Genomic DNA, 26,734 nt, shown 5'->3' with positions numbered 1-26,734 from the left:
AACAATTAAGAGTTATAATAGATAAAAAGTTAAAAACTAAACAGGTAAACGTTAAGACTTACAATAGATGAAAAGTTAAAAACTTATATAGGCGAAAAGTTAAGACTTATAATAGATGATAAAGATGAAATAGGAGAGAGGCAAAATGAATTTTATAGATACATTACAAAGCGTTGACTTAGTGCTATCTACTAGAGAAGTACCTTTAGTAGTTGGTGAAAGTGGAATAGGAAAAACAGCTTTAGCGAAGAAGCTTGCCAAGCAGAATAATTGGAGTTTAATAGTTATTGATGGAAACCTACTTAAAGAAGGTGAAATAGGCGGTCTTCCAACTGTGGAATCATATATAGATATTAATTCCGGTGGGGATAAGAAAGAAAAAAAGATGACAGTATATGCTGTTCATAACAAGTTAAGGGATATCGATGAAGAAATATCTAAAGGTAAGACAGTTCTTTTATTTATTGATGAGATAAATCGTTGCGAGCATACAGTACAGCAAGAGCTTATGAATTTAATATTAAATAGAGAAATCAATGGGTACAACTTGCATGATGATGTAAAAATTTTAGCAGCTATGAATCCTTCAAGTAAATATGGTTCGGATTTTGATTATCAAGTTGTGGACATGGATGCAGCTCAAGAAAATAGGTTTGTATGGCTTAATATGGAAAGTGATTATGTACAGTGGTTAAAATGGGCGATAGATGTAGGGATTGAACAAAAGGTTGTTGAGTTTATTTCAACCTTCCCAGAATATTTAAATAAAGAAAATGAAGATGATGTAAGGGCAACTCCAAGAAGCTATGAAAGAATTTCAAAAAGTTACAAAATCTATAAAGAGAAAAAAGATTTAGTACCGAGAGCTATATTTGTAAATGTTTTAAAAGGTAATGTAGGGACGGTTATTGCAGAAGAGTTTATAAGTTTTATTGAAGCAGATAACAGCTTATTGATATCCTATGAAGATGTGTTTTTAGGAGAAACTCTTAGTAAATCTGTTGTAGAAAGAGCGATAAATGAAAGTCATACAAGACTGTATCTATCGGCAATGAATATTTTGAAAATCTTAGATTCGAATATAAAAAATGGTAAATATAAATCAAACGATTATATAGATAGATTTATTGAGTTTTTAAAAATATATCCGGTGGATCTGATGGTAGGGATTATGAAGGATATGAAATATAGTTATACTGAAGTGTATAAAAAAGCTATAGAGAATGAAGAGTTTGTGGAGGCGTATTTTGAATCTTATAACTTAATAAGGGGATAATGTATGGAAAATTATTTTGATAAACAAGTAAAGTGGCTTTACGATAGAACAATAGAACTCATCGATAATGTAGCTATTTTAAAAGCAAACCGAGCTAATGAAAGATTTGAGATAGATATACCGCAAGATTTTGAGAATGAGTTCTTTAGTATTGTAGATAAAGTTAATTTGAGTCTTATGGAAGATAAAGATAATTTTTATGGGTATTTTCTATTTCAAATGTCAAGGGAGATAAGGTTTGATATAAGTAGCTCAACAGCTGTCAATTTTAAAGGCGCTAAATATGTAATATATTTTAATCCAATGATTTTTCTAAACCTCAATATAAAACAAATGGAGAGTTCTATTAAGCACGAAATTCTTCATGTAGTATCAATGCACTTAGTGAGAGCAAAAGGTTTAAAAGGTAGATATAGTACATTAGCTATTAATATGGCAATGGATATAGTAGTAAATAAATATTTAGATTATCTGACGCCATATGCTATTACCTTAGATTGGGTAAATGTAAATTATTCTTTAAAACTTGAGCCATATGAAACTTTTGAATACTACGTTGAAAAGATTCAAACTGAGCTGGATTTACTCGATAAGATGGATGAGGATAGAGAAGATGATTACAAAGAAGGCGATAATAAAGATGTCGATAATAAAGACGAAAATAACAAAGACAAAAATAATAAAGGCGAAAACAGTGATGAATCAGACAATATAGAAACAGAATTTAGTTTAGAAAAAACTCATGAAATTTGGGATGATTCGGATGATGTAGACGGAAAAACTCTTAGAGAATTTACAGAAAAATTTATAGATAATTCTCAAAAAGGTGAAAACCCGGCTTATTTAAAAGATATGATATCAGCTTTCAAAAATAGCAAAGGCGAATTGCCTTGGAATTTATATTTAAATAGATTGATAGGAACTATTGAAAGCAATAAAAAGAAGACTATAACGAGAAGAAATAGAAGACAACCAGATAGATTAGACTTGAGAGGCGAATTGAGATCTCATAAAGCAGAAATAGCTGTTGCTATTGATATAAGTGGAAGTATTAGCGATGAAGAGTTTAAACAAGCAGTTAAAGAGGTTCTAAATATTGTTAAAAATTACAACCATGAAATTACAATTATAGAATGCGATAGTGAAATTAGACGTGCATACAAAGTTAAATCTGTAAAAGATGTAAAAGATAGAGTTAAAAAAGGTGGAAGTACTAATTTCACTCCAGTTTTTGAATACGCTAACAATAAAAAGATAAATTTAATAGTGTATTTTACTGATGGCAAGGGCGAAAAGAGGTTACAAACGATACCTAGAGGGTATAAAGTTCTGTGGATTATTACTGGAAATGGAGATAAACTTTCATTGAAGGAGCCTTATGGAGCAGTTAAAAAACTAAGCAAGGTTAAAACAAAAGCTGATAAATTAGATATAAGAGATATTAGAAGCGATGGTTATTCTATGAATAATCAACAGCCAATGTTATAAATACTACAAGTTTATATTGATTAATAAAAAGATTTAAGATTAATATCGATTAGGATTAAGATGGATCTGATTTGGCGTATTAGTCTTTACTTTACAAAAAGGAAGACGATTATTTGAATAATAAAATTTTAAAAAGCATTAAAATAATCTTTTCATTATCTTAAAGTTGCTAAATGTGATAAAATGTATATATACGAGTAGTTTTGGTTAACTCCAGTTGGCAAAAGCTACTCGTTTATTATTTTAAGGATGGTGAGCTCTTAATGTTTAAGATTGATGACTATATAGTGTACGGAATGACAGGTGTATGTAAAGTAGTAGATATAGCAAATGAGAGTTTTATAGGTAATGAAAAAAGAAAATACTACATTTTAAGCCCAGTATACAACGATACCACGGTAATAAAAACGCCTGTAGAGAACAATAAAATTACAATTAGAAAAATAATATCAGAAGAAGAGGTAAAATCATTAATTAATGATAGCCCCAATTTAAATAGCTTATGGATAGACGATGAGAAAGCAAGGAATAATCAATTTAAAGCAATACTAAAAAGGGGTAAATGTGATGAATTAATTACATTAATAAGATGTATATATTCAAATAAAGGATACACAGAATCTATTGGAAAAAAAGTGCATAAAGTAGACAGTGATATCATGAAAGAAGCGGAAAGATTGATAAATGAAGAATTTGCGGTTGTTTTAAATATCTCTCCTGATGAAGTAAGATCGTATATAGAAAGAGCAGTAGATAAACAATAGAAATAGGAATTACTTAGATATAATATTTAAGTAGTTCCTTTTTTGATTTTATTAGGAAAAGTCAAAAGTCTAAATTTGGGTAGATGCAGATGTAACATTAGATTGTGAAGATAAGCAATTGCCTGAGCATAGAAATGTTAGATTATTTAGACTTAAAAGTGGTATAAGGTATATTAGAGTAGTTTATATGAACTATGATTAATGATGAAAACTAGGCTTTTCTATTAAGGAGGGTTATAAATGAATAATAACGACACTTCAAGTTGCAGAGTGTTTCGGAACTTTAGAGACGCTGTATCCAAATAGAGTAGATTTGGGACTAGATGGGAGTTCCTACATCTGCGTATATTGCAGCATCACTAGGGTTGCCATATGCTTTTGCAGGTTATATAAATGCCGATGGCGTTCAACAAGACTTCGGGAGAAGTACCAAAGCCTGTTAAATAATTTTGATGAACAATTGTCATCAGCTGAAAATATTTTACTACAAGTATTGACAGGAGAAAAACTTGGTAGATTTGAATGATATTAAGGAGCAATGGCTAAGTTTTCAGGGTAAGTATAATGTGGATAAGTTGATGACTGTTAGTTATATTAATGATTTACCGGCATTGGTTGATTCGTATAGGTTGTGAAAGAGGTAGTTAATGGGATTTAGTTAGTGTAAGATTTTTAATTTTATTGATGATTGGGTTAAAATAAAAGGAGTTATCTTAAAGATTTTATAGATAGCTTCTTTTTTTAATGAATTTGTTTTATATAATAGTAAAATTAATTAAAAAATAGATTATTAATTACAACAAACAATTGTCTCAAACCCTTATATATGCTATCATGGAGATTATTATAACAATGAGAGGAAATAGGAAAATATAGATGAAAATAGTGATTATTGGAGACGGAAAAGTTGGGCATAAATTAGCAAAACAGCTATCAGAAGAAGACCATGATATTGTTTTAATAGACTATAAATCTGCAAAATTAAAGAACTCTATTAATGAGCTAGATGTTATTGGTATTGAAGGAGATGGAGCGAGCCATGAAGTTTTAATTGAGGCGGGAATTGATACCGCTAATCTGGCAATTGCCTGTACTTCATCGGATTCTATGAATATGATGTGCTGCCTGCTTGCGAAGAAATTAGGGGCTGAAAAAACTATAGCCAGAGTAAGAAACCCGGTTTATTATAAGCAAATGTATTTGATTAAGGACGACCTAAGGTTATCTATGGCTGTTAATCCGGAGCTTGAAGTGGCTGAGGAAATATCAAGGGTGTTGATTTTCCCTTCTGCTAGTAAAATAGAGACGTTTGCAAAAGGTAAAGTGGAGTTGGTCGAGTTTAAGGTAGAGCAGGGAAGTCCAATAGATGGATTGAGCCTTGAAGAACTGTCAAAAAAATATTCGCATTCTGTTCTAATTTGTGCAGTAAAGAGAAATCAAAAAGTTCTTATTCCTAGTGGAGAATTTGTTTTAGAATCTGGAGATAAAATTTATATAGCTTCTTCTCATAGGGGTATAGAAAAGTTTTTCAAAGTTACTGGTAAATTTAAGAATAAAGTTTCTACAGTTATGATCTGTGGGGGTAGTAGGGTATCCTATTATCTGGCTAGGAAATTATGCAGCTTGGGTGTACAGGTCAAGATTCTTGAACGCGATTACGATAGATGTATGGAACTATGTGAATTGCTTCCAGATGTAACAATTATCCACGGTGATGCAACCAATCATGAACTATTAGAAGAAGAGGGCATCGATAGAGTAGGTGCATTTGTTGCTTTAACTGGAATTGATGAAGAGAATATAATTATGTCGATATACGCTAAAACTAGAAAGGCATCTAAGATAGTTACTAAAGTTAATAGTGAACCATTGACTAGTATAGTGGATGATATCGGAATTGAAACAGTTGTATCTCCAAAGACTGTTACTGCGGATACAATTTTAGGTTATGTAAGGGCTATGCAGAATTCATTGGCTAGTGCGAATATAGAAACAGTATACCGTTTGGTCAATAATCAGATAGAAGCTATTGAGTTTATCATTAGAGAAAATACATCTTATCTAGGTATCCCAATTAAAGAATTGAAATTAAAGGATAATTTGTTGATAGCTTGTATTGTTAGAAAACGAAAGATTATTATTCCTGATGGGAATGAACTGCTAAAGATTGGCGATAGTGTTATCGTCGTTACAACTTGTCACCGTTTTAATGATTTAAATGATATATTTAAGGTAGAGGGATAGGATAAATTATGAATAAAAAAATGATAGTATATATATTGGGTAAAATGCTGGGAATTGAAGGATTGTTATTGCTAATACCTGGAATTGTAGCTATTTTATATCGTGAAGAAAATGCAACTGCCTTTTTTATAACATCGATAATATTATTTGTATTTTATTTATTATTTGGTAGAAAAAAGCCAGATGATACTGGAATTTATGCTAAAGAAGGCTTTATAATTGTGGCTTTTGCATGGGTACTTTGGTCTGTATTTGGATCACTACCTTTTGTTATTAGCGGAAGTATTCCTAGTTATATAGATGCATTTTTTGAAACGGTTTCTGGATTTACAACAACAGGCTCTACAGTTTTAAATGATATAGAATCTTTATCTCAAGGTATGTTGTTTTGGAGAAGTTTCACACACTGGATAGGCGGAATGGGAGTTTTGGTATTTGTTTTAGCCTTTATTCCGTTGACCGATAAACGTTCGATACACTTGATGCGTGCGGAAGTTCCAGGTCCTGCTGTAGATAAACTTGTACCGAAAGTAAGATCGACAGCAAAGATATTATATGGAATTTATATAATTTTATCTTTGATTTTGACAATACTGTTGATGTGTGGAGGTATGTCGTTTTTCGATAGTTTGATTCACATGTTTGGTACAGCTGGCACGGGCGGTTTCTCTAATAAAAGCGCTAGTATAGGATATTATAATAGCGTGTATATAGAGTCTGTTATCACGATTTTTATGATATTATTTGGTATTAACTTCAATATGTTTTATTTTTTACTGATTAAGAAGTTTACCCCGATATTTAAGAGTGAGGAAGTAAGGGCTTATTTAGGAATTATTGTACTTGCGACAGTTATTATAGCATTTAATATATTAAGTATTTACGGAGCACATTTAGAAGCTTTCAGATACGCAGTATTTCAAGTAGCTTCGATTATTACTACAACGGGTTATGCAACAGCTGATTTTGATTTGTGGCCACAGCTTTCGAAGTCTGTAATACTTGTAATAATGATAATCGGTGCATGTGCTGGGTCTACTGGAGGTGGTATTAAAGTATCTAGATTAATTATACTATTTAAAACGGTTAGACAAGAAATTAAACACATTCTTCACCCAAAATCCGTGAGCATTGTTACTATCGATAAAAAAAGAGTGGATGTCGACACTATTCACGGTGTTTATACCTATTTTATAGCCTATGTTTTAATTTTTGTTTTGTCGGTGATTTTGATATCTATACAAAATATTGACTTCCCTACTACATTTAGCGCCGTACTTACCTGCATAAACAATGTTGGACCGGGAATTGCAGGTGCTGGGCCTACTCAGAGTTTTCATGATTTTTCGATATTTTCAAAGGTAGTATTCTGTTTTGATATGTTGGCAGGTCGTTTAGAACTATTTCCATTTTTGATAATATTTTCGCCTTCATTGTGGAGAAGCAAATTTTAAGGTTTTGTCAGAGTTTTATATTGATAAATACTGTTAATAATTAAATATTTTAGTTATATTATAAAGTCTATAAGAGTTTTAATATTATAGGCTTATTTTATTGTTGATACCTTTGTTATTACTTGTTACAGTATAATATATGGAATGATGATAATATTGTATATAAAATTATAGATATCGTAGTAATAGATAAGTGATTTTAAAGAAAGTAATCTAACTAAGTAATTTTAAATAAAAGAGATATAAGAGTAATTATAAAAAAATAAGTTATAGGGAAATAATTATAAACAAAAGAGGGATAGGAAAGAAACTATGAATAAAAGAATGGTAGTATATATATTGGGAAAGCTAATGGGTATTGAGGGCTTGTTATTGCTAATCCCGGGGATAGTGTCAATTTTAAATGGAGAAAAAGAAGCAGTTGATTTTTTCATGACTTCAACTTTATTATTTGTACTATTTTTAATTTTTGGTAGAAAAAAACCGGATAACTCAGGGATTTACGCAAAAGAAGGTTTCGTAATTGTGGCTTTTACTTGGGTACTTTGGTCTTTATTCGGATGTATTCCCTACTTGATAAGCGGGAGTATTCCAACTTTTATCGATGCTTTTTTTGAGACCGTATCTGGGTTTAGTACAACAGGGTCTACTATATTAAGCGATCTGGAAAATTTACCTCAGGGAATGTTGTTTTGGAGGAGTTTTACTCACTGGATAGGTGGTATGGGAGTTTTGGTATTCGTATTGGCATTCATTCCATTGACTGAAAAAAGATCAGTGCACTTGTTGCGTGCAGAAGTGCCTGGACCTACAATGAAAAAAATCGTGCCTAAGGTTAGATCTACGGCTAAAATATTATATGGAATTTATATTCTTTTATCTATAATTTTAACTATAATGTTGATGTGTGGAGGGATGTCTTTATTTGATAGTCTAATTCACATGTTTAGTACTGCTGGTACAGGTGGATTTTCAAATAGGATCGATAGTATAGCGCACTATGACAGTGCTTATATTGAGGGTGTTCTTGTTCTTTTTATGGTACTATTTGGGATAAATTTCAATATATTGTATTTATTTATAATCAAGAAATTTTCTATAGCGTTTAAGAGCGAGGAAGTAAGAGTTTATCTAGGAATTATTCTATTCGCAACAATTGCTATAGCTATAAATATCTTAGGCATATACGAAACTCCTATAAAAGCATTTAGATATGCAGTTTTCCAGGTGGTCTCAATTATTACATCTACTGGTTATGCTACCGCGGATTACGATTTGTGGCCGATGTTTTCGAAGTCTATACTACTTGGAATAATGATAATTGGGGCATGTGCAGGATCTACTGGAGGTGGAATTAAAACATCCAGGTTGATTATCCTTGTGAAGACTGTAAGGCAAGAGATCAAACATATTCTTCATCCTCAATCTGTTAGTATTGTTACAATAGATAAAAAAAGAGTTAGCGGTGAGGTTATTCACGGTGTATACATATATTTTATTGTCTATGTAATTATGTTGATTTTATCGGTATTGTTAGTATCAATTCAAAATTTGGATTTTGCGACTACTTTTAGTGCGGTATTAAGTTGTTTAAATAATGTTGGGCCGGGATTGGCAGGAGTAGGGCCTACTCAGAGTTATTTCGATTTTTCGGTATTCTCAAAACTAGTGCTGTGCTTTGATATGTTGGCAGGTCGTTTGGAATTATTTCCGTTTTTAATTGTATTTTCACCTTCTTTGTGGAGAAACAAGTTTTAAATTAAAAGTATCAGTATGTTAATTAAAAATAAAATATCGGTATAAAGAAGAATCTTAGGGAGTCGAAATATGTTTTTCACCAGAGAAAAAATAATAAGCGATTTAAAGTCGCAATTTAAAATAAATGGTAATATAATAGGCGTATCGCTAGGAGCGGGAATAATAGCTAAATACGCAGCTAAGGGCGGTGCAGATTTATTATTAGCACTAAACTCAGGAAAATTTAGACAGATGGGGGTTAGCTCATTAGGGGGCATGATGCCGTATTTTAACGCAAATGAATTAGTTATGGATTTTGCGTCGAGGGAAATATTACCTACAATAAGAGATATCCCCATCATATTTGGTTTGTGCGCTACGGACCCTACTATAAATCTTGACCTCTACATTGATAATATCCGTAATATAGGTTTTTCGGGAATCGTTAACTATCCATCTATAGGTATGATAGATGGTTTATTTCGTGAGGCGTTGGAAAAAGACGGATTTTCTTATGATGAAGAGGTAGAAGCAATAAAAATAGCGAGCGGTAAAAATATTTTCACAATAGCATTTGTATTTAATAAAGAAGAAGCTGAGAAAATGATTGATGCTGGGGCAGATGTTATCTGCGCTCATCTAGGTGTTACTAAAGGAGGGGTATTAGGAGCGAAAAAATGCTATCCCTTGAGTCCGCTGTTGAATTAGCTAATGAAGTTTTCGATGTATGCAATAATTCAGATAGGGATATCATAAAAGTTATATACGGTGGACCTGTTAGTTCATCTAGAGACTTAAAATATATGTACGATAATACTGATACAATGGGTTACTTTGGAGGTTCTGCTTTTGAAAGAATACCGTCTGAAGAATTTATAACTAAAAAAACTAAAGAATTTAAAGTTACATCCAGATTTGAGGATGATCAGTTATTAAATAAAATGCTAGAGGGAGTAAGTAAGCATTACGATTATGTGGAATTCGTAAAAGAGTATGTATCCGTTCATTATATGGAAGACATAAGTTTTACTGAATTGGCAAAAGTAGTGCATATTTCTAGAACTCATTTAAGCCGTTTATTTAATGCTGAGGTTGGATGCAGTTTTTTGGAATATTTATCGAGGTACAGAATCAATAAAGCTATAGAAATACTAAAAAAAGAGAAGATACAGTTAAAAAAAGTTGCTGATTTAGTGGGGTATAAAGATTATGCACACTTTAGCAAAGTTTTTAAGAAACAAATTGGTATGTCGCCTAAAGAATATATAAATATATAGTCTAAAGAATATATAAAATAGTACAAATATAAAAGTAAATGATACATATATACATATACTTTAAAACCCGATATATAGTAATATTAAGTTAACATCGGCGGAAATAAACTAAACTAAATTGTATTATTAAAGGAGGAGCGACAGTGAAAACAATAGCTATAGCAGGGACTTTTGATTCAAAAGGAAAAGAGTATTTATTTATTAAAGAGACGATAGAGAGTTTAGGCTTAAAAACACTTACAGTAAATTGCGGTGTATTTGAGACAGAGTTTAAACCAGATATATCAAATGAAGAAGTGGCTAAAGAAGTAGGACATGATATTAAAGAGATTGCAGCCAAAAAAGATAGGGGACTAGCCACAGAAGTTTTATGTAAAGGTATGAAAAAAATTATAACAAAACTTTATGCCCAAGGAAAATTTGATGGAATAATCTCTTTAGGAGGTAGTGGAGGAACATCTCTAATAGCTCCAGCGATGAGAGCATTGCCAATAGGTGTACCTAAAATTATAGTTTCAACAGTTGCATCGGGAGATGTTTCTGAATATGTTGGAACTAGCGACATAATAATGTACCCATCAATTGTTGACGTGGCAGGGCTGAATTCAATATCTACAAAGATATTTACAAATGCGGCATCTGCTATTTGTGGTATGGTTAAATTTGAAGTTGAACAAGAAAAAATAGAAAAGCCTTTAATTGCAGCGACTATGTTTGGTGTTACAACTCCTTGTGTTGATATTGCAAGAGAGTATTTAGAAAAGCATGGATATGAGGTTTTAGTATTCCACGCAACAGGTACTGGTGGAAAAACTATGGAAAGTCTTATAGGATCAGGATTTTTTGAGGGTGTATTAGACCTTACAACGACAGAATGGTGTGACGAATTAGTAGGTGGAATTTTAAACGCAGGTCCAAATAGACTAGAAGCTGCAGCAAAATACAACGTACCTCAAGTTGTTTCAGTAGGTGCTATGGACATGGTCAACTTTGGAGCAATAGACACTATACCAGTAAAATTCAAGGAAAGAAATTTATATAAACACAACCCAAGCACAACTTTAATGAGAACAACAATTGAAGAAAACAAACAGCTAGGAGAAATTATAGCTGATAAATTAAATATGTCAAAGTCTTTAACTACTTTGATGCTACCATTAAAGGGAGTGTCAATGATAGATCAAGAGGGTCAAGCTTTTTATGGTAAAGAAGAAGATGAGATGTTATTTAATACATTAAAATCTAATATCGATTCAGATAAAGTAGATATAATAGAAATGAATAACAATATTAACGATGAAGAGTTTGCATTGTCAGCGGCTAAAAAATTGATAGAATTAATTAATGAATCAAAGACAAAATAAGTTAAGGTAGACTAAGATAAGATAGATCGAGTTAAGAAATATCGAGCTAAGATAAATTAATTTAGGATAAATCAAATTAAGATAGATTAAGTTATGGAGGGAAACATTATGTTAACAAGAGAAGAAGTTTTAAATACTCTAAGAGAAGAAGTAGCAAAGGGAAATTTATTGCTTGGAGCAGGAGCAGGAACTGGAATATCTGCTAAAAGTGCAGAAGCTGGTGGAGTAGATCTAATAATTATATACAATTCAGGTAGATACAGAATGGCCGGTAGAGGTTCACTAGCAGGTCTTTTACCATACGGAGATGCTAATCAAATAGTTGTGGATATGGGGAGAGAAGTTTTACCAGTTGTAAAGAATACTCCTGTACTTGCAGGTGTATGTGGAACAGATCCATTTAGAGTAATGGAAGTTTACTTAAAGCAACTTAAAGAACAAGGTTTTACAGGAGTTCAAAACTTCCCAACAGTTGGATTGATAGATGGTGTGTTTAGAGCTAATCTAGAAGAAACAGGAATGGGTTATGATTTAGAGGTAGAAATGATAAGACTAGCTCATGAGCTTGATATGTTAACTACACCGTATGTATTTGACGAAGAACAAGCGATAAAAATGGCAAAGGCAGGAGCAGATGTTTTAGTTGCACATATGGGCTTAACGACTAAAGGGACTATAGGTGCTAAAACAGCTCTTACATTAGATGAAAGTGTAGCTAAGGTTCAAGCAATAGCAGATGCAGGAAAATCAGTAAATCCAGATATTATGGTAATTTGTCACGGTGGACCGATAGCTGATCCAAGTGATGTGGAGTACGTAATGGCTAGAACTACTGGTGTAGATGGTTTCTTTGGTGCATCTAGTATAGAGAGATTTGCTACTGAAGTTGGTATAAAGAATCAGGCAGAAGCATTTAAGAATGTTAGAAAATAAGAAGATTAAATTGTGTGATAATTTTTGTGAGTTGTACCCAATGATTTAATAAAAGTATAGAAAATAATGATTAAACGGCTTCCTATGGAAAATAATAATTAACTATAGGAGGTCGTTTTTATGTACATACATATATATGATTTTTTAAATAGTATATCAAAAATATATTCTGTACTGTTGAAGGAGTAATAATAGAAAAAAATGTGGAGCTGGTTTAATTCAATCACTTCTTTAATCAAATGCAATTGATGAATATAATATTTCTGTTATTCCGACTATTTTAGGAGATAGAATTAAATTGTTTCAAGATACATTTCAACTTGAGTTTATATCACAAGATGAAGTCGAGGTATCGTTGCACTGTGGTTCAGATGACACCGATTTGTAGCTTTGCCTAAGGTATATTGAACTTGACATAAGATATTTTTGTGGGGAAAATTAAAATAAAATTTTTTTATCTTAATATATAATCATAATTTGATTACACTATATAGCATAAATATAACTTTATACTGACATTTTGTTACAAGATGCTTTACAACCGTATTTAACATTAAATTAACAAAAATGTCGTAAAAATGTTGACTAAAACGAATTATAATATTAATATATTAAATATAGTTCGTAATTATATGGAATAAAAAGTCGATAAACAATATAATGTTTGAGAAAAGGAGTATTTAATGCTAGAAAACTTATTTAAACTTAAAGAACATAACACCAATGTTAAGACAGAAATAACAGCAGGATTGACTACATTTATGACGATGGCGTATATTTTAGTCGTACAACCTATGTTTATGGGTGCAGCAGGAATGGATGTAGGAGCGGTAACAGTAGTAACAGCAATTTTATCAGCAGTGTTTAGTATATTGATGGGATTGTATACAAATTTACCTTTTGCCTTAGCACCAGCTATGGGGAGCAATGCCTTTTTCGCATATACATTAGTTGCAGGAGGAATAGTTAATTGGGAAACTGGACTTGGTATGGTATTTATATCAGGGGTTGCTTTTGTTTTATTAACGATATTTGGACTAAGGGAAGTAATAGTAAATCTTATACCGAAAAATATTAAACTTGCAATTGGGGTTGCGGTAGGTTTTTATATAGTATTACTTGGATTTAAAAATGGCGGTTTAATGAGCATAACAGAAGGAAATATTGCATTAGGAGATGTGAAATCAGCAGGAGTAATTCTTACAATAATAGGGTTATTAGTTATTGTCGGATTATCAGCTAGAAATATCAAAGGTGGAATACTTATTGCTATAATTATAACTACATTAATTGGAATTCCTATGGGAATTACTCAAGTACCGGATAGTTTAATAACATTACCACCATCAATCGCTCCAATAGCCTTTAAACTGGATATAATCGGTGCGTTGAAATGGAGTTTCTTCCCGTTGATGTTTACATTCTTTGTAGGTGATTTTTTCTCCACTTTAGGAACATTACTAGGCGTATCTGCAAAAGCTAATTTATTAGATGAAGATGGAAACTTACCTAATATAAATAAACCATTTTTAGTAGATGCGATTGCAACAGTGGTTGGAGCAATATTTGGATCGACAGTTGTAACTACGTATATTGAGTCGGCGGCAGGAGTTGAAGAAGGTGGTAGAACTGGACTTACTGCAGTAGCAGCAGGAATTTGTTTTGCATTAACTATTTTCATTACACCAATTGCAGGAATGATTCCTAATCAGGCAACAGCACCTGCATTAATTATTATTGGGTTATTGATGATATCAGGGATGAAAGAAATAGATTTTAATGATTTTACAGAAGCCTTTCCAGCTTTTGCTACAATAGTATTTACAGCTTTTACTTTTAGTATATCTAATGGTATAAGTATCGGAATTTTATCATATGTAGTTACTAAATTATTAGGCGGTAAATACAAAGAATTAAATTGGGGGATATATATATTATCCGTTCCATTAGTAATGTACTTTATTTTATAATAAATCTTTAGCTCTTACCAATGATGTATCGGTAGGAGCTAATTTTGTAAGCTAAGGAGGAATTTATGAAGATAATACCTAAGGACAAAATAGGTTTGATTGAAGCGGCTATAGGAAAACGAAAATGTGATTTAGTAATTGAAAATTGTAAAATAGTTAACGTCTTTTCAGGTGAAATATACAATGGAGACATAGGAATTTTCGGTGGGTTTATAGCCATATAAGATGCAATCCAGACGAATTAGAAATTAGTGAGCCTAGAATTGTAGGGAAAAGTTACTATGATGCTAGGGAAAAATATATTATACCAGGATTGATAGATGCGCATATACACATAGAGAGTACGTTAATGACTCCAAGAAATTTTGCAAAGGCAGTAATACCTCATGGAACAACTACAGTAGTAACTGATCCTCATGAAATTGCAAATGTTTATGGAATAAAGGGCGTAGAGTATATGCACAATTCCAGTGAAGGATTGCCAATGAAACAGTATATTCTAGCCCCTTCATGTGTTCCAGCTGTATTAGGATTAGAAAACTCGGGAGCTAATTTTGATTATACTGATATAGAAAGATTATTTAAGTTAGACAGAGTAATTGGACTTGGTGAAGTAATGGATTATATTGGTGTCCTAAATAATGACACTAGGATGGTAGAAATATTAGAGGCAGCAGAAAAAAGGGGATTATTCGTACAAGGACATGCGCCATTTTTAAGTGGTAGAGATTTATCAGCATATCTTTGTGGTGGAGCAATTTCAGATCATGAAAGTAGAACTGGAAAAGAAGCAAGAGATAAGATTAGGAATGGGATGTATGTTGATGCAAGAGAAAGTTCAATATCAAGAAATGTTACTGAGGTAGTAAAGGGAGTAAAAGATTTTAGATATATATCTAATTTAACTCTTTGTACTGATGATAGAGAGGCTGATGAAATTTTAGAGCACGGACATATGAATGCAGTAGTTAGATCAGCTATTGATGCTGGAATGAATCCAATAGATGCAATAAGATCATCAACACTAAATTCCGCTAGAGAACTTGGAATAATAAATTTAGGAGGAATAGCTCCGAACTTTGTTGCTGATTTAGTATTAGTTGACGAGTTAGAAGAAATGAATGTTGAGGCTGTTATATACAATGGAGAATTAGTTGCTGAAGATGGAAAATTATTGGCAGATATAAAAACTGATGAGTTTGATATTGAAAAAAATAATTCCGTACATGTAAATAATTTATCTGTAGACGATTTCAAATTAAAAGTAGATGTAGATAATTGCAAAACTAATAATGGAAAAATTAAAGCAAATGTAATAAAGTATTTATCACAACATACTTCATCAACAGAAATAATTGAAGAAGAGTTTGATGTAAAAGATGGATTAGTAAAACTTGCAGAGGATAGCGATATAAAATTTGTAGCAGTTTTAAATAGACATAATAAATTAGATACAAAATCAATAGGTTTAGTGAAGGGGTTTGGAATAAATAAAGGTGCTGTTGGAAGTACGATTTCTCATGATAGCCACAATTTAACTATTGTTTACGACAATCCCGATGAGGCAGTACTAGTCGCTGAGGATTTAATCAAACTTGGCGGTGGATTGAGTTGTGCTTTGGATAATAAGATTAAAAACAATTTGCAACTATCTGTAGCAGGTTTAGTATCGACAAAAGAAGCGAATGAGATATCGATACAGGCAAATGAGATGAAAAATTCATTAAGAGAAATGGGAATTACGGAAATGAAAAACCCGCTTTTAAGAATAGTAACTTTAGCTCTGCCAGTTATACCTAAAGGCAAAATGTCTGATTTGGGATTGTAGATGTTTCAAATAAGAAAATTATAGGTGTAGTAAAAGAGTAATATACTAATATATTAAATATAGTTCCCAAATCAATAATAGGTAATTTTGTTTTGATAATCGACTAATTCTCTTTTTAATTAAAATATAAGAACTATAGGAGTACTTCAGAATAATGTTTGAGTTGTCTTTTTATAAGAGAAAACAACTCAAAGTATATTTACAGGAATTATCGGGTACCTAATTTCAGGTATTTTCAATGATAGTGTATTAATTATTGCACCAATATTTATATCTGGCTTGGAATGGGAATAAGCTTTAATAAAAGACACTAGGGATATCACCTAGTGTCTTTTATATTAAAATGAAATCGTACTATTTACACTCAGCAAGCTTAGTTTTAAGACTGCGTTGTTTTGTAAAAAATCTTATTGTACTAAACAAACCAATAGCTATCAATATAAGTAAAAATATAAGTCCAGCTTGAACCCCAATCTGAGTACCTAGAATATAATCTCCAGACGCACTATTTTTCTGGAATGAAGCGATAATAGCTGCGACAATTGAAGTGGCAACGGCACCAGAAAATTGCTGAAGAGTATTAAATATAGCATTACCATCAGATTCCAATGAAGTAGGTAATTGATTTAAAGCAGTAGTCATTAAGTTGCTATAAGCGATTCCCTCTCCTATCATAAATAGAGAATGGAAAATAATAATAAATACTAGTATATTTGAGCGAATCAATAATGCCATTAGAGCTAAAGCGATCAATGAAAGAATAAGTCCAATAAGAATTGGTTTCTTTGGGCCTAGTTTATCAAGGATTCTTCCCGAGATAGGTGCAAGTATAGCTCCTATCAATGCACCAGGTAGCATAAACATACCAGAGATTGAAGCAGATTTTAACTGCACAATTTGAAGGTAGTTTGGAATAATAAATGATAAACCTAGTAAAAGGAATTGATAAACTAAAAAACTAACTAGCAATAAATCAAAATCTTTATGTTTAAAGACCTCTAAGTTAATTAACGGTGTTTCAGATATTTTCATACGACTTATAAATAATAATAAACCTAGAATTCCTACAATAAAATATGTCCAAGGTACCCATGAAAAGATTCCTTTTTCTCCTACTACTGTGAAAAAGAATAGCAATCCTCCGAAAATTAAAGTAATATAAAATACCGCTAAAAAATCAAATTTAATATCTGATGTATTCTTTTCTTTTTTAGATGATATCGAATAAATTCCTAAAACCAGTGATAAAACCAGTATCGGTATAAGTGAAATAAAAATGTAACGCCATGATAATTCAGTAGTTAACCATCCTCCAAAAGTCGGACCTATGGCTGGTGCTATGGCAGTAGTCAATACACCAAATCCCATCATAGTCCCCCTTTTTTCTTGTGGAGCTTCTTCTAAAATAATATTGAACATAAGCGGAAGGGCAATACCTGTAGCTAACCCTTGTAACAATCTACCTATTAGAAGAATAAAAAAAGTTGGAGATACGCAATCGATAATTACTCCAGCTATGAAAATAAGATTTGAAGTAATAAACAATTTTTTCTTATCAAACTTCTGATTAAAGAAAGAAGAAATAGGTACGATAATCGAAATAATAAGTAAATAAATTGTTGTAACCCACTGTACCATCGATAGAGATATATTAAATTCCTTCATCAAGGACGGAAAGGTAACATTCATAGCTGTTTCAATTAACACACCACAAAAAGTCATAATTCCTGTCGCAAAAATTGCAATTAATAGTTTACTTTTATTTTTTTCTTTAAAATTTTGTTTCAAAAAATCACTCCCTTTTAGATTATTTTTATAAGTAAAACAACACAAAAAAGAGACCACCTCTACATAAGTAGAAATCGCCTCTCTTATCAGTAAAAAAAATTACTATCTGTACGAATTGTATATCAATTATAATACAACAAATCTTTTTTCTAATCAAGTTTTTCTATTATACCTTAGATTTATTGTATCTAATTTATAGTGTTGTATCATATCGTAATAGTATGTTTGAGTCAATATAAAATTTTGTTGATAAATATATTGAAAAAACATTTCATCTAAAATATATAGTAATATGTCTTATCTAGTTAATTTCTTTATTATTTCTTCATGATTCGGATACAAATTCAATAGTTCTTTTCTATTAAACAGCTCAAATTCATCAAAAGTAAATTGAGGGGCGACCATACATCCAACCAGAGCAAATCCATCATTGTTCATAGATGATCCAAATATGTAACCCTTAGGAACTAAAACCTGAGGAACTTCTCCTTTTTCAATATCTATCCCTAATTGTTTGGTTATAAGTTCACCATCTGGCGTAATCATATATATAGTAAGAGCCTGTCCATCATGGTAGTACCACATTTCATCAGAAGTTAACCTATGAAAATTTGAAACTTCTCCTGTTTCGAGTAAGAAATATATGCTGCTAAATAACCTTTTTTCTTCTCTAAATAAATCATCTGATACTACCGATTCTTTGAAATATCCACCTTCGACATGTGGTGTCATGTTTAATTTATCTATATAATACTGTGCTGATTTCATACTGTACCTCCAAAATATAATAAATATATTATATCAAAAATTTGATGATTTGTTAGTAATAGTAGAGATTAAAGATTTAATCGGTTAATGCAATGAATATTGTATTTAAAATAGCCTTCCTTCCAAATATATTATTGAAAAATAGGTTGATTTAATGTCCAATTATTAATATATGATTCGACAAAATAATTAAAGAAAAATCTATATAACATAAGTAAAAGCAAGCCTTGCAATATTTGCAAAGCTTGCTTTATATTATTTAGCCAATTCTTTTACTTCATCATAACATTTTAAATCAGTATAAAGCTCAGATTTATAAGGATTGCGTTTTGTTTTTCTAACCTTGTAGATCATATAAACAAATACTGCGATATTAGCAAGTAATGCAATTAAACTTACTATAAATAATGCAGTTGGATTTTGTGTTGATTTAACAGCAAATTGAGACCCGTCGATAAATGAAGGCAGTGTCATTGCGAACATGCACCACAGAGCGAGTGTTTGTGCGCGATGTTGTAACCAGGCACCTTTTTTAAGTACAAAGGCAGATACGGTAGGTGCAATGAGTAGTGCCAAACCACAGTACCAAGCATGGTCACCTAAGCAGTTATAAGTATATGCAAAATTCCAAAGGTCGTAAGCGATAATCCAGAACCAGCACATATCTGGCCATAACATATCCTTACTCTTATCCTTGCTAATGCAGATACCAATCCAACCTGTAATTGTAATGATATTTAGGATTCCAGCAATACCGTTTAAGTAGTTCCAAGAACCACTGTACACCATCATACCTTCAAATACTTCTTGTGTAAGCCCTAGTGAACCAATTTGGAAATCACGAGCAACAGCTTCAAGAATATTAATTGCAAGGATTAATGGTGGAAAAAATAAAACCCATTTGTGATCAGTAGCACCTTTTATGTGACGTATTAGCCAAAAACCTATACAACCTGCTAAAGCAGAATATACTTTTGCGTAGTGAAACCAGTCATCTACACTAGTACCAGCAGTGGTTTTGGGCCATACAAAAAATGTAAGTACAATTGGTATGATTATGAATAGTGTTACACCGCCCCATTTATAACGGCGGCCAATTTCGTTCAATATAATTAATATAAAGAACACAAATAGTAACATAAGCCAATTGGATATTGGCTGTGCTTCAAATAAAAACATAGTGTTACCTCCAATTAAATTTAAAGTCTGAATCACGAATATTGTTACATCATACATCGTAAGATTCAGTGAGAGATGTTTAAACAAAAAGAGGATTTTGAGTAGTCTTAATTTAATATATTAATAGAGGCCTAGTGTTAGAACATCAACAATCTAAGTGCTTTTCATTCAATATGAAATGAAATTAAGACAAACCAAAAGAAAATCAGAACTTAAAAATGGAGGAATAATTATATGGAGAAATACAAAGTACTTGAGATTAAACAAAGTGTTTTTGAAGATAACGATAGACAAGCAGATTCGCTTAGGGAAGAATTAAAAAAAGAGAAGACCTTTTTATTAAATTTAATGTCATCGCCAGGCTCGGGTAAAACAACAACAGTTGTAAGGACAATTGAGGCTTTAAAAGATGAAATGCGAATAGGAATTTTAGAGGCGGATATTGATTCAGATGTAGATGCAAATACCGTTTCTAAAACTGGTACAAAAGTAATACAATTGCATACTGGTGGCATGTGTCATCTTGATGCAGATATGACTAAACAAGGTCTATTAGGATTAGGGACAGAAGATGTTGATTTTGCAATCTTAGAAAATGTGGGAAATCTAGTATGTCCGGCAGAGTTTGATACTGGATCATCAAAAAATGCAATGATTTTAAGCATACCAGAAGGAGATGATAAATCTCTAAAATATCCATTAATGTTTTCTATAGTTGATGTCTTATTAATCAACAAGATGGATGTAATAGATCACTTTGAATTCGATTTAGAAGCAGTAAAAGAGCATGTAAAGAAATTAAATCCTGATATTAAAATTATTCCAATCTCAGCTAGAACAGGTGAAGGAATTGATGAGTGGGCGGATTGGATACGTACAGAAGTGAAAAACTGGAACGTAAATTCATAAAAATATAATTGATTAGGGGAGTAAATCTATGGCTAGGAAGGAAAAGGTATTAGAATTTGCTAATAAGGTCAGTAAAAAAAAGATGGGGTCAAAATCTGGAATCAAGACGACAGATCCAGAGTATATGGTTTTGGAGCCTGTTGTTACAGATGAAATGGCAGAGGTCGCACTATGTCTACAGATACGCAAACCTATGAGTGTAGATGAAGTAGCACCTCTATGTGGTAAATCTATAAAGGAAACGACAGAACTTTTATGGGAATTAGCAGTTGCAGGCGTTTGTTTTGTAAATGAAATAGATGGTGTTGATAAGTACTGGTATGAGACTTGGGTTCCAGGAATTATGGAAATGATGGTTAATAACAAGGAAAATGTTAAGAAGTATCCTCAAATTGCCGAGGCATTTGAAGCTTATGGTAGAGTAAGGGGGCCAAATACTGCGGGTAATTTCCCTGTAGGCATTGGTTTGATGCGCGTTATACCTATAGAGCAAGCAATTGAAGGGGAAACTAGAAGGGCATCTTATGAGGAAGTTTCCAAATATCTAAATGATAATGATATCTTTACAGTTTCTGATTGCTCTTGTCGTACTGCAAGAGAAGTTATGGGTGAGGGCTGTGGTCATTTAAAAGAAGATATGTGTATACAGATGGGGCATGCGGCCGAATACTATATACGCACAGGAAGAGGTCGACAAATTACACGTGAAGAGGCTTTTGAGATCATTAAAAGAGCAGAAGAGAACGGATTGGTTCATCAAATACCGAATCTAGATGGTTCAGGAAAGACTCATGCGATTTGTAACTGTTGTGGGTGCTCTTGTTTATCTTTAAGAAGTGCTGAGATGTTTTTAAATCCCGATATGGTACGATCAAATTATGTTTCACAAGTAGATAAAGACAAATGCGTTGGGTGCGGTGAATGCGTAGAAAACTGTCAAGTCAATGCTTTAAGATTAGGACAGAAATTATGTGGTAAAACGCATGTACCTGAAAAGAAAAGAGATCTTCCACATAATACAGAGTGGGGTCCAGATAAATGGAATCCTGAGTATCGCTACAACAGACGAGATGTTGTTGACAGCGGCACAAGTCCATGTAAAACAGAATGTCCTGCTCACATAGGTATTCAGGGGTATATAAAGTTGGCATCTCAAGGTAGGTATAAAGAGGCGCTTCAACTTATTAAATATGAAAATCCATTTCCCGCAGTATGTGGACGTATTTGCCCTAGAAAATGTGAATCTGAATGTACTAGAGGCGATATTGATGATCCGATCGCTATTGATGAAATTAAGAAATTTATCGCAGATCAGGATTTAAACATTAAACAACGATATGTACCTGAAATAAAAAATGATTATGAAAATAAAATTGCAGTTATAGGAGCTGGACCTGCAGGCCTTTCATGTGCTTTTTACTTAGCTATTGACGGTTATAAAGTAACAGTGTTTGAAAAGCAAAAATCACTTGGTGGAATGTTGACACTGGGGATTCCGTCTTTCAGACTAGAAAAAGATGTAGTAAATGCAGAAATAGATATATTAAGAGAATTGGGCGTTGAGTTCAAGACAGGTGTTGAAGTTGGAAAAGATTTAGGCATAGAAGAACTGAGGAAACAAGGTTTTGATGCATTCTATATTGCAATCGGTGCTCAGGCAGGTAGAAAATTAGGTATTGAAGGTGAAGATGCAAAAGGGGTTATACCAGGGGTTGATTTTGTACGCGATATAAATCTGGGAGAAGGCATAAAGCTTGAAGGAAATGTAGTAGTAATTGGCGGTGGTAATGTTGCAATTGATGTTGCAAGAAATGCTACAAGAGTAGGAGCTTCAAAGGTTGATATGTTCTGTCTTGAAAAACGTGAACAGATGCCTGCCCTTGACGAAGAAATTGAAGAAACGCTCTCAGAAGACGTTGTAATTAATAATTCTTGGGGTCCGAAAAGAATTATTACTAAAAACGATCAGGTTGTTGGTGTGGAATTTAAGAAATGTATTTCAGTACTAGATGAAAACAATAGATTTAATCCAACCTATGATGAAAATGATGTAAAGATTGTCGATGCAGACAATGTATTGGTTTCAGTGGGCCAGATAATTGATTGGGGAGATTTGGTTGAAGGTAGCAAAATTGAATTAAATCCTAACAAAACCATAAAAGCTGATTTACTTACTTATCAAACTAGTGAGCCAGATATATTTACAGGTGGAGACGCATTAACAGGTCCAAAGTTTGCTATCGATGCTATTGCTGCAGGTAAGCAGGGAGCGATTTCAATTCATCGTTACGTTCAACCTGGGCAAAGTTTAACTATCGGTCGTAGCAAGAGGGAATATCATGCCCTTGATAAAACAGATTTAGATCTAGATGGATACGATCGTCTTCCAAGACAAGAAGCGCCCCATGTAGATTCAGATAAATCAAAAGAAACTTTTAAAGATCTTCGAAAAACATTTACAGAAGAGCAAATGAAGAAGGAAACAGAGCGCTGCCTTAGTTGTGGAGCTACAGTTGTAGATGAATTTATGTGCGTAGGGTGCGGGGTATGTGCTACAAAATGTAAGTTTGATGCGATTTCACTTGTTAGAAAATATGATGGTGAAGGTGCGGCTTATGAAGATTTAAAGCCGATAGTAGTAAAACATATGGTTAAACGTAAAGGAAAAATTGCAGTTAAGAAAGTTAAAAATTTATTTATGGATAAAGGTCAATAGAGATCAATAATTAAAGAAGTGAATAATTAACTAGGTACTAAGTAATTAAGTGACTGAGTAAATGAGTAACTGATTAACTAAGTAAATATGAAAAATCTAAGTAGGTGATTAATTTGCATGAACTGGGCGTTGTAATCGAGGTTGTAAAAACTGTAGAAAAAATTGTTGTAGAGGAACAATTGAATAAAATTGATACATTAGTTTTACAAATTGGGGAGTTATCATCAATGATCCCTAGATATATCGAACTCTGTTATCCGGCAGCAGTTGATGGTACAATACTTCAGGATACAAAATTAGAAATTGAGGTATTACCAGGTAATGGTATATGCAAAAATTGCAGTAAAGTTTTTAACCTCCTTAAAAACAATCGGATATGCCCAAACTGTGAAAGTATGGAATGGGAGTTATTATGCGGTAGAGAGTTTATGATTAAGGAAATTATTGCTTGTTAAAATAAAAAAATAGTGTTGTCTTTAAATATAATAATATGGGTGCCAAGTTAAACTTGGTGCCTTTTTTATTTATTATTTACATTATAATAAAAATATTTTGATTAATAGCGTATATTCGATACGAAAACAGTAAACATAAACATGAAGCAATATAAAATATATTGCTTTAATTCTACAAAATATATTAGATTTCTTAATGAATAATAGTAAAAAAATGAATAGAAAGGTAAGATTAAAAAGCAAAATAGAACACTGAATAATTTATTGTCGAAAAATCATTACATTTTATATATTTATATTGTATAAAAATTTGCAATGTGGTATCATTTACAATGTTAGAATAAATATTTTGGTGATTAAGATAAATATTTACTACATAAAAATTAATTTAAAAAAGCCGATAGATCTAGTAATGACAATGACTAGATCATTTGTTAAATTGATAAAAATAAAGTAAATATTTAAAAAAATCACTAAAAAGCGAAAGCTTTTAAATCAAGATTTACAGAATTAACAGTTTTAGTCTAACTAAAATAGTTCAAGCTGTCTGTAATCTGATGAAATTATTATTCTACGCTGAAACTCAGTTTTAAAAAATCAAAGGAAGGTTGAAGTTAAGGTAATGATAACGTTTTAAAAATGTAAAATGACCTATATCTTAAACTTTCTGAAAAATGGGAAACTTGCATGTAACTAGCAAGTAAAACCATTGAAATTAAAACTTCGTTTTAAAAGTATTAAAAAAAAATATAAAAATAAATAGGAAAACGTTGCTAAGTAGCGACATAACAATTTGAAATTTTCAGATTAATTATGATTAATGTATGTGACGTTAAATATTATTTTAATGACGAAGTTTATGTTGATTGAAAAGTCAGCAAAAATTTATAGCAAATCAATTTGTATAATCTATAAATAAAACTTAAAATTAATTTATTTATATTGGATAAATTAACTATAAGTTTAAGTTCGAAGAAGAATTATGCAATTATTTCAATGATCATCTCGGATTGATTTGCAAATTGGCTAAACTTTTCTTTATATTAAAGAAGTAATAGCTAAATGTTCAAACAATATAAAAAAATTTATTTAAGAAAGGATTTTACTTATGAGCACACAAACAGTAAAGAAAAGGTTCCCAATAGGATTTTATTTCTGCGCAACAACATTTTCATTTGAAAGAGCAGCATACTATTCTGCAAAATTCTTAATCTATATCTTCTTAACTACTGCAATAGTTAACGGTGGTCTTGGAATAGATAAAGGACAAGCGGCGATAATGCAAGGAAATCTTGTTGCATTTACTTACCTTGCACCAATATTTGGAGGATATATATCAGATAGATGGATAGGTGCTAGATACACCGTACCTGTAGGTATGTTTATCATGGGAGCTGGATATTATGTAGGTTCGATCGCTAGTTCAGTTTCAATGGTTAATATAATGATAATTCTTGTTTCAATTGGTACTGCATTCTTTAAAGGGAATGTATCAGCAGTAAATGGTCAACTTTTCGATGATCAAGATCAGCTAGATGCAGCATTCTCTATACAGTATTCTTTTGTTAATATAGGATCTTTCATCGGAACTACAGCAGTTGGTATATTATACCTTAAGACATTTGCTAAAGCTGGAGTACTTGGATTTTCACAATGTTTCTTTATAGCAGCGATTCTATGCGTTATAGGTGGTTTATGGTTCATGCTTGGATGGAGATTCCTTGGAGATGCTGGTAAGAGACCATTTAAAGAGGGAATAGTTGCTGAAAAGGTTGAAGATTCTTCTACTAATGCACCTCTTACAGGCATGGAGAAAAAAAGAATATGGGCAATTATACTTGTATCTATTTTCTCAGTAATATTCTGGTTATTCTGGTATTTAACTTACCTTGCAGTTTATGATTATGGAGCTGAGTTTGTAAACATGTTTGTTGGAGGATTTGAAGTACCTCTTGCATGGTTTGACTCACTAAACGCGCTAGTTTGTATAGTTTTAGGTCCAGTTCTTGCTGGATTATGGATAAAGCTTTCTAAAAGACCTAAAGGCGATATGAGTTTATTTAAGAAAACTGGTCTTGGATTAATATTCCTAGGACTTGCATTCCTAATGCTTGTTGGAGCTGAGATGACTAGGGGAATTGGCGCAGCATCGACAGCTAAAGCTAGTATAGTTTGGATAATATTCTTCGGTATATTACTAAGTTGTGGAGAAATGCTATTCTCACCACTTGGAAACTCATTTGTAAGTAAGTTCGCTCCTAAGAAATACTTAGGTGTACTTATGGGAGTTTGGACATGCGCTACATTCTTAGCTGGAATAAGTTACGGATATGTATATAAATTTACTTTAAACTTCGATATGATTAAAGTATACACTATTATACCTATAATACTATTTATAGCAGCTGCACTTTTATTCGTATTCGACAAGACGTTAAGTAAACTTGTTGTGGATGACGAAAACTAGATATATTAAATAAATTACAAAATAGGTCTTAATTTTTTAAGACCTATTTTTTAGTTATAAATCTAAAAAAAAGTTAGATATTTGCTTATTTATAACTTTTGTTATTTATATTATTAA

At 32.0% G+C, this 26,734-nt stretch carries 19 protein-coding genes and 1 pseudogene; 17 read left to right on the top strand and 3 right to left on the bottom strand.

The window, feature by feature from the left end; all coding sequences use genetic code 11:
* The first annotated feature begins 145 nt into the window (after positions 1-145).
* The 13 genes and pseudogenes from T473_RS0110645 to ade all read left to right on the top strand — a co-directional run bounded on the left by T473_RS0110645 (position 146) and on the right by ade (position 16,335).
* On the top strand, positions 146-1,276 hold the full coding sequence (locus tag T473_RS0110645) for an ATP-binding protein (RefSeq protein ID WP_024621896.1): 1,131 nt from the start codon (positions 146-148) through the stop codon (positions 1,274-1,276).
* A gap of 3 nt (positions 1,277-1,279) precedes the next feature.
* Positions 1,280-2,764 carry a vWA domain-containing protein gene (locus tag T473_RS0110640; protein ID WP_024621895.1) on the top strand — a complete coding sequence of 495 codons (1,485 nt, stop codon included), beginning with the start codon at positions 1,280-1,282 and terminating at the stop codon, positions 2,762-2,764.
* Between the two features lie 263 nt (positions 2,765-3,027).
* Positions 3,028-3,528, top strand: coding sequence for a CarD family transcriptional regulator (locus T473_RS0110635; protein ID WP_024621894.1), 501 nt, complete (start codon positions 3,028-3,030; stop codon positions 3,526-3,528).
* Between the two features lie 876 nt (positions 3,529-4,404).
* The gene (trkA, locus tag T473_RS0110625) at positions 4,405-5,772 is read left to right on the top strand and encodes a Trk system potassium transporter TrkA (RefSeq protein WP_024621893.1); all 1,368 of its coding nucleotides are present in this window, start codon (positions 4,405-4,407) and stop codon (positions 5,770-5,772) included.
* 8 nt (positions 5,773-5,780) lie between these two features.
* Positions 5,781-7,226, top strand: coding sequence for a TrkH family potassium uptake protein (locus T473_RS0110620; RefSeq protein WP_024621892.1), 1,446 nt, complete (start codon positions 5,781-5,783; stop codon positions 7,224-7,226).
* Positions 7,227-7,538: 312 nt separating this feature from the next.
* Positions 7,539-8,984 carry a TrkH family potassium uptake protein gene (locus T473_RS0110615; RefSeq protein WP_024621891.1) on the top strand — a complete coding sequence of 482 codons (1,446 nt, stop codon included), beginning with the start codon at positions 7,539-7,541 and terminating at the stop codon, positions 8,982-8,984.
* A 69-nt stretch (positions 8,985-9,053) separates the two neighbouring features.
* Positions 9,054-9,805 (top strand): annotated as a pseudogene (locus T473_RS19825) (phosphoenolpyruvate hydrolase family protein); the annotation flags it as partial.
* On the top strand, positions 9,788-10,240 hold the full coding sequence (locus T473_RS19820) for a helix-turn-helix domain-containing protein (protein ID WP_416387001.1): 453 nt from the start codon (positions 9,788-9,790) through the stop codon (positions 10,238-10,240). The pseudogene T473_RS19825 and the gene T473_RS19820, both read left to right, overlap by 18 nt.
* 143 nt (positions 10,241-10,383) lie before the next feature.
* Positions 10,384-11,604, top strand: a complete 1,221-nt coding sequence (locus tag T473_RS0110605) for a Tm-1-like ATP-binding domain-containing protein (RefSeq protein WP_024621890.1) — start codon at positions 10,384-10,386, stop codon at positions 11,602-11,604.
* A 108-nt stretch (positions 11,605-11,712) separates the two neighbouring features.
* A complete protein-coding gene (locus T473_RS0110600; RefSeq protein WP_029791699.1) occupies positions 11,713-12,537 on the top strand; it encodes a phosphoenolpyruvate hydrolase family protein in 825 nt (274 codons plus the stop codon).
* A 683-nt stretch (positions 12,538-13,220) separates the two neighbouring features.
* On the top strand, positions 13,221-14,507 hold the full coding sequence (locus tag T473_RS0110595) for an NCS2 family permease (protein ID WP_024621888.1): 1,287 nt from the start codon (positions 13,221-13,223) through the stop codon (positions 14,505-14,507).
* Positions 14,508-14,572: 65 nt separating this feature from the next.
* Positions 14,573-14,731, top strand: a complete 159-nt coding sequence (locus T473_RS19180; protein ID WP_242825915.1) for a hypothetical protein — start codon at positions 14,573-14,575, stop codon at positions 14,729-14,731.
* Positions 14,686-16,335 (top strand): adenine deaminase, encoded by a 1,650-nt coding sequence (gene ade / locus T473_RS16640; protein ID WP_330369482.1) that lies wholly within the window; start codon positions 14,686-14,688, stop codon positions 16,333-16,335. Before T473_RS19180 ends, ade begins: the two co-directional genes overlap by 46 nt.
* A 354-nt stretch (positions 16,336-16,689) precedes the next feature.
* Here ade and T473_RS0110585 read toward each other — a convergent pair whose 3' ends face one another.
* The 3 genes from T473_RS0110585 to T473_RS0110575 all read right to left on the bottom strand — a co-directional run bounded on the left by T473_RS0110585 (position 16,690) and on the right by T473_RS0110575 (position 20,070).
* Entirely contained in the window at positions 16,690-18,123 is a 1,434-nt protein-coding gene (locus T473_RS0110585; protein WP_029791698.1) for a DHA2 family efflux MFS transporter permease subunit, read from the bottom strand.
* Positions 18,124-18,420: 297 nt separating this feature from the next.
* On the bottom strand, positions 18,421-18,891 hold the full coding sequence (locus T473_RS0110580; protein WP_024621886.1) for a cupin domain-containing protein: 471 nt from the start codon (positions 18,889-18,891) through the stop codon (positions 18,421-18,423).
* A 255-nt stretch (positions 18,892-19,146) separates the two neighbouring features.
* Positions 19,147-20,070: a DUF5692 family protein gene (locus T473_RS0110575; protein ID WP_024621885.1), complete on the bottom strand. Its 924-nt coding sequence runs from the start codon at positions 20,068-20,070 to the stop codon at positions 19,147-19,149.
* Positions 20,071-20,304: 234 nt separating this feature from the next.
* Between T473_RS0110575 and hypB the strand changes: the two genes are divergently transcribed.
* The 4 genes from hypB (at position 20,305) to T473_RS0110555 (ending at position 26,617) form a co-directional block, all read left to right on the top strand.
* The gene (gene hypB, locus T473_RS0110570) at positions 20,305-20,979 is read left to right on the top strand and encodes a hydrogenase nickel incorporation protein HypB (RefSeq protein ID WP_024621884.1); all 675 of its coding nucleotides are present in this window, start codon (positions 20,305-20,307) and stop codon (positions 20,977-20,979) included.
* Positions 20,980-21,007: 28 nt separating this feature from the next.
* Positions 21,008-23,695 (top strand): FAD-dependent oxidoreductase, encoded by a 2,688-nt coding sequence (locus T473_RS0110565; protein WP_024621883.1) that lies wholly within the window; start codon positions 21,008-21,010, stop codon positions 23,693-23,695.
* A gap of 113 nt (positions 23,696-23,808) precedes the next feature.
* Positions 23,809-24,150: a hydrogenase maturation nickel metallochaperone HypA/HybF gene (locus tag T473_RS0110560; RefSeq protein WP_024621882.1), complete on the top strand. Its 342-nt coding sequence runs from the start codon at positions 23,809-23,811 to the stop codon at positions 24,148-24,150.
* A gap of 1,108 nt (positions 24,151-25,258) precedes the next feature.
* Entirely contained in the window at positions 25,259-26,617 is a 1,359-nt protein-coding gene (locus T473_RS0110555) for a peptide MFS transporter (RefSeq protein WP_024621881.1), read from the top strand.
* Positions 26,618-26,734: the final 117 nt, after the last annotated feature.

Origin of the sequence: Clostridioides mangenotii TR (assembly GCF_000498755.1) — a bacterium.
Taxonomy (GTDB): Bacteria; Bacillota; Clostridia; order Peptostreptococcales; family Peptostreptococcaceae; genus Metaclostridioides; species Metaclostridioides mangenotii_A.
The sequence above is the reverse complement of the archived record's forward strand: the minus strand, read 5'-3'. Positions and strand labels throughout refer to the sequence as shown.